Below are 5,380 nucleotides of genomic sequence, written 5' to 3' on the forward strand. Positions count from 1 at the left end.
CGCGCAGGCCAGCGCTGGCCCCAGGCTGCTGCGTACCGCGACCAGCAACACCGCCGCCAGGAATACCAGCGAGATATTGGGTAGCGCCAGCACACTCGATACCGCCCAGGCCAGGCCCGCCGCCATGACCGTGGCCAGTAGCGCCAGCAGGTAATGGCGCCACACCCACACCCGCCGCACAGCCGAACGCGGCGCTTGCGCCTGCACATCGCGGTCCAGCACGTTGATCTCCAGGCCATGGCTTTCGCGCAGTAGCCGCGCAGCCACCCCTGCGCCGAACAGGCGCCGGCGAAGGCGGTCGCGGGACTGCCCGACCAGTACCAGGCTGGCGCGCCGCTCGGCAGCATGCTGGATCAGTGTGCGGGCCACTTCGCCGGCGCGCAGCAATACCACCTCCCCGCCCAGGCGCTCGGCCAGTTGCTGCGCGGCCTGCAGGCGATGGCGGGCGGTTTCGTCGCGCAGGCGGCCGTTGTCCACATGCACCAGGCTCCAGGGCAGGTGGCGGCGCTGGGCCACGCGGCTGGCATGGCGCACCAGGCGTTCGGCCTGGTCATCGCCATCCACGCCCACCAGCAGCCGCCCGCGCAGGGTCGGGGCCTCCTGACCACGCTGGCGATAGCCGTGGGCCAGGTCGGCATCGACCTGGGCGGCGGCGGTCTGCATGGCCATTTCACGCAAGGCGGTGAGGTTGGTCTGCGAGAAGAATGCATCGATGGCCGCCCGCGCCTGCTCGGGCACATACACCTTGCCTTCGCGCAGGCGCTCGAGCAGTTCGCGCGGCGGCAAGTCGATCAGCACCAGCTCGAAAGCTTCCTGCAGCACCCAGTCCGGCAGGGTTTCGCGCACGTGCACGCCGGTGATGTCGCGGACCTTGTCGTTGAGGCTTTCCAGGTGCTGGACGTTGACCGTGGTGTACACATCGACGCCTGCGGCCAGCAGCTCCTGCACGTCTTGCCAACGCTTGGCGTGCCGGCTGCGGGGGGCGTTGGTGTGGGCCAGTTCATCGACCAGCACCAGGGTTGGGGTGGCCTTGAGCAAGCCGTCCAGGTCCATCTCTTCCAGGGTGACACCGCGGTACTGGCTGCGTAGCAAAGGCTGCTGCTGAAGGCCAGCCAGCAAGGCTTCGGTTTCGGCGCGGCCGTGGGTTTCGACAACCCCGGCCAGCACCTGCACCCCCTGGCGCTGCTGGGCGTGGGCCGCCTGGAGCATGGCGAAGGTCTTGCCGACCCCAGGGGCGGCACCCAGAAACACCTTGAGCCGACCCCGGCCGATTCGCGGGAGGGTGGCCAACAGCGCGTCTGCGCGGGTGGAATCACTCATGTTTCATCCTTTGATTTTACTGCGGCCTGCGGCATTCCCGGGCCTGCCGCGCAGGCCATCGCCGGCAAGCCAGGCTCCCACAGGTACTGCACAAGGCTTGGAGCGATGCGGTCGGGGTGGGAGCTGGCTTGCCGGCGATGGGCCGCGCAGCGGCCCCATTTCAGTGGCTCAGTTGCTCAAGCATCCGGTTAATCGCCAGCACATTGACCACGGGCGGGCCGATCAATGGGTGGAGGGTGGCCTCTTCCAGCAGGGCTTGCAAGCGCGCCACCGGCAACTGCCGCGCCGCCGCCACCCGCGGAATCTGGTAAGCCACCGCCTCCGGTGGCAAGTGCGGGTCAAGGCCGCTGGCCGAAGTGGTCAGCAACGCCTGCGGCACCGGCCCCTGCTGCGCCTGGTACAGCGCAGCCGCCTCCCCCTTGACCCGCTCGGCCAGCACCGGGTTGCTCGGCGAAAGGTTGCTGGCACTGCTGGCGACGGTGGCGTAAGCGCCTGCCGAAGGCCGCGAATGGAACCAGCCATCGCCCTGGAAATCCTGGGCAATCAGCGCCGAACCTCGCACCTGCCCCTGGTCATCGCGCACCAGGCTGCCATTGGCCTGCTCCGGGAACACCACCTGGGCTATGCCCGTCACTGCCAGCGGGTAGAGCGCACCCGTGACCAAGGTCATCAACAAAGCCAGGCTCACCGCCGGGCGTACATAAGTAGTCATGTCGGCCTCCTCAGACCAGCTGCAGGGCATTGAGCAGCAGATCGATCAGCTTGATCCCGGCAAACGGCACGACAATGCCGCCCAGCCCGTAGATCAGCAGGTTGCGCCGCAGCAGGTGCGCCGCGCTCGCCGCCTGCACCCGCACGCCACGCAGCGCCAGCGGGATCAGCACGATGATGATCAGCGCGTTGAACACGATGGCCGACAGGATCGCGCTTTGCGGGCTGGCCAGATGCATCAGGTTGAGCACACCCAGCTGCGGATAGATGGCGGCGAACAGCGCCGGCAGGATGGCGAAATACTTGGCCACGTCGTTGGCGATGGAGAATGTGGTCAGTGCACCTCGGGTCACCAGCAGCTCCTTGCCGACCTGGACCACGTCCAGCAGCTTGGTCGGGTCGCTGTCCAGGTCGACCATGTTGGCCGCCTCGCGCGCCGCCTGGGTGCCGTCGTTCATGGCCATGCCCACGTCTGCCTGGGCCAGTGCCGGGGCGTCGTTGGCGCCGTCGCCGCACATGGCCACCAGGCGGCCGTCGTTCTGTTCCTGGCGGATGCGCGCCAGCTTTTTCTCGGGGGTGGCCTCGGCGAGTACGTCATCCACCCCCGCCTCGGCAGCGATGGCGGCGGCGGTCAGCGGGTTGTCGCCGGTCACCATCACCGTGCGGATACCCAGTTTGCGCAACTCGGCGAAGCGCTCGCGAATGCCGGGCTTGACCACGTCCTTGAGGTGGATCACGCCCAGCAGGCGCTGGTCGACGCACACCAGCAGCGGCGTACCACCGCTCTGGGCAATGCGCTCCACTTCGCGGGCCAGCGCCGGGGGCATTTCCAGCCGCTGCATGCCGACGAACGCCAGCACTGCATCCACAGCACCCTTGCGATAGCGTCGCTGCTGCAGGTCGATGCCCGAAAGGCGGGTCTCGGCGCTAAAGGCTACTGCGTCGAACTGGCCGGCAGGCGGCTCGACGAAGTCGTGCAACTGCCGCAGGTACTCGACAATCGATTTGCCTTCGGCAGTATCGTCCGCCAGCGAGGCCAGCAAGGCGCCCTCCCCCAGTTCCCGGGCGGTGATGCCCGGTGCGGCATGCAGGGCACTGCAGCGGCGGTTGCCGAAGGTGATGGTGCCGGTCTTGTCGAGCATCAGTGTGTGCACGTCCCCGGCCGCCTCCACCGCCCGGCCCGAACGGGCGATGACGTTCAGCCGCACCAGCCGGTCCATGCCAGCGATGCCGATGGCCGACAGCAGGCCGCCGATGGTTGTGGGGATCAGCGTTACCAGCAACGCAGCCAGGAAGATCAGCGGCAGGCTGCCGCCGGCAAAATGGGCGAACGGCTGCAAGGTCACCACCACGACCAGAAAGATCAGGGTCAGGCCGATCAGCAGGATGTCGAGAGCGATCTCGTTGGGGGTTTTCTGCCGCTTGGCGCCCTCGACCAAGGCGATCATGCGGTCCAGGGTGGATTCACCCGGGTTGCTGGTGATGCGGATAAGCAGCCAGTCGGATACCAGCCGGGTGTTGCCGGTCACCGCCGAGCGGTCGCCACCGGATTCGCGAATCACCGGCGCGGACTCGCCGGTGATGGCGGCCTCGTTGACGGCGGCGATACCTTCTAGCACCTCGCCGTCACCAGGTATCATTTCGCCGGCCACCACGCGTACCACGTCGTCCTTGCGCAGTGCACTGGCTGCGACAGTCTCGTAGCTGCCATCGCGCTTGCGCCGCTGCGCGGTCAGGCCTTGGCTACCGGCTTTGAGGCTATCGGCGCGGGCCTTGCCCCGGCCTTCGGCCAAAGCTTCGGCGAAGTTGGCGAACAGCACGGTAAACCACAGCCACAAGGCGATCTGCACGGCAACACCGGTGCCTACGCCACTGCCAGGGGCTACGCACAATACGGTGGTCAGTGCTGCGGTCAGAGCCACTACCAGCATCACCGGCGAACGCCTGAGCTGGCGCGGGTCGAGCTTGACGAACGCCTGCACCAGCGCCGGGCGCCACAGCGCGGCGAAGCGGGTCTGGTCCTGGGCACTGTGCCGGGCGTTTGCTTCAGGAATGGGCATGTTCATGGTCGGTCCTCAGTAAGCCAGGCTCAGGTGTTCGGCGATTGGTCCAAGGGCCAGGGTCGGCAGGAAGGTCAGCCCCCCGACCAGCAGGATGGTCACCAGCAGCAGGCCGGTGAACAGCGCGCCGTGGGTGGGGAAGCTGTTCTGCCCCTGGGGCGCGCTCTTCTTCGCCGCCAGGCTGCCGGCCAAGGCCAGCACCGGCAGGATGTAGCCAAAGCGGCCGATGAGCATGGCCAGGCCAATCATCAGGTTGTGATACACGGTATTGGCGCCAAAACCGGCAAACGCCGAGCCATTGTTGGCGGTGCCCGAGGTGTAGGCGTACAGCAGCTGGCTGAAACCATGTGCGCCGGGGTTGCTGACCGCACCTGCCGGGCCCGACAGGCTGGCAGCGATGGCGCCGAGTACCAGCACGCCAACCGGCATCACCAGAAGTGTTGCCACCAACAGTTGTACCTCACGCGCCTGCAGTTTCTTGCCCAGGTATTCCGGCGTGCGACCGATCATCAGCCCGGCCAGGAACACCGCGATCAGCACGAACAGCAACATGCCGTACAGCCCTGCGCCGACGCCGCCGAAGATCACCTCGCCAACCATCATGTTGACCATCGCCACCATGCCGGTCAGCGGGTTGAGGCTGTCGTGCATGGCGTTTACCGAGCCGTTGGAGGCGGCAGTGGTGGTCACCGTCCACAGCACCGAGCCGGTAGTGCCGAAGCGGCTTTCCTTGCCTTCCATAGGCGCGCCCTGCTGTACCTGGGCGCCTTCAAGCGCCGGGTTGGGCTGGTACTCGGACCACAACGCCGTACTGCCGCCAATCAGGAACAGCGCGAGCATGCAGGCCAGAATTGCGCGGCTTTGGCGCAGGTCCTTTACGTAGTGGCCGAAAGTGAACACCAGGGCTGCCGGGATCAGGATGATCGACGCCACCTCGAACAGGTTGCTCCAGGCAGTGGGGTTCTCGAACGGGTGCGCCGCGTTGACCCCGAAGAAGCCACCGCCGTTGGTACCCAGCTGCTTGATGGCGATCTGGCTGGCCGCCGGGCCCAGCGGGATGGTCTGCTCGGCACCTTGCAAGGTCACCGCGTGGGCGTAGTCGGCCAGGGTTTGCGGCACGCCCTGCCCTACCAGCAGCAGCGCCAGCAGCAGGCACAGCGGCAGCAAGCCGTAGAGGGTGGCGCGGGTCATGTCGACCCAGAAGTTGCCAAGGGTGTTGGCACTGCGCCGGGCAATACCGCGACACAGGGCAACCAGCACGGCCAGGCCGGTTGCGGCGCTGACGAAGT

General features: G+C 67.1%; 4 protein-coding genes. All 4 read right to left on the minus strand.

Going from position 1 to position 5,380, the window contains the following annotated elements; genetic code table 11:
* Positions 1-1,320 (minus strand): universal stress protein (locus tag HP547_RS27080; RefSeq protein WP_172288500.1); only part of this gene is annotated, 1,320 nt, incomplete at its 3' end.
* 160 nt (positions 1,321-1,480) lie between these two features.
* The gene (kdpC, locus tag HP547_RS27085; protein WP_172224071.1) at positions 1,481-2,032 is read right to left on the minus strand and encodes a potassium-transporting ATPase subunit KdpC; all 552 of its coding nucleotides are present in this window, start codon (positions 2,030-2,032) and stop codon (positions 1,481-1,483) included.
* Positions 2,033-2,042: 10 nt separating this feature from the next.
* A complete protein-coding gene (kdpB, locus tag HP547_RS27090) occupies positions 2,043-4,097 on the minus strand; it encodes a potassium-transporting ATPase subunit KdpB (RefSeq protein WP_172288502.1) in 2,055 nt (684 codons plus the stop codon).
* A gap of 9 nt (positions 4,098-4,106) precedes the next feature.
* Positions 4,107-5,380 (minus strand): potassium-transporting ATPase subunit KdpA (kdpA, locus tag HP547_RS27095; protein ID WP_172288504.1); only part of this gene is annotated, 1,274 nt, incomplete at its 5' end.

This window comes from Pseudomonas sp. CM27, from assembly GCF_013179515.1.
Classification (GTDB): domain Bacteria; phylum Pseudomonadota; class Gammaproteobacteria; order Pseudomonadales; family Pseudomonadaceae; genus Aquipseudomonas.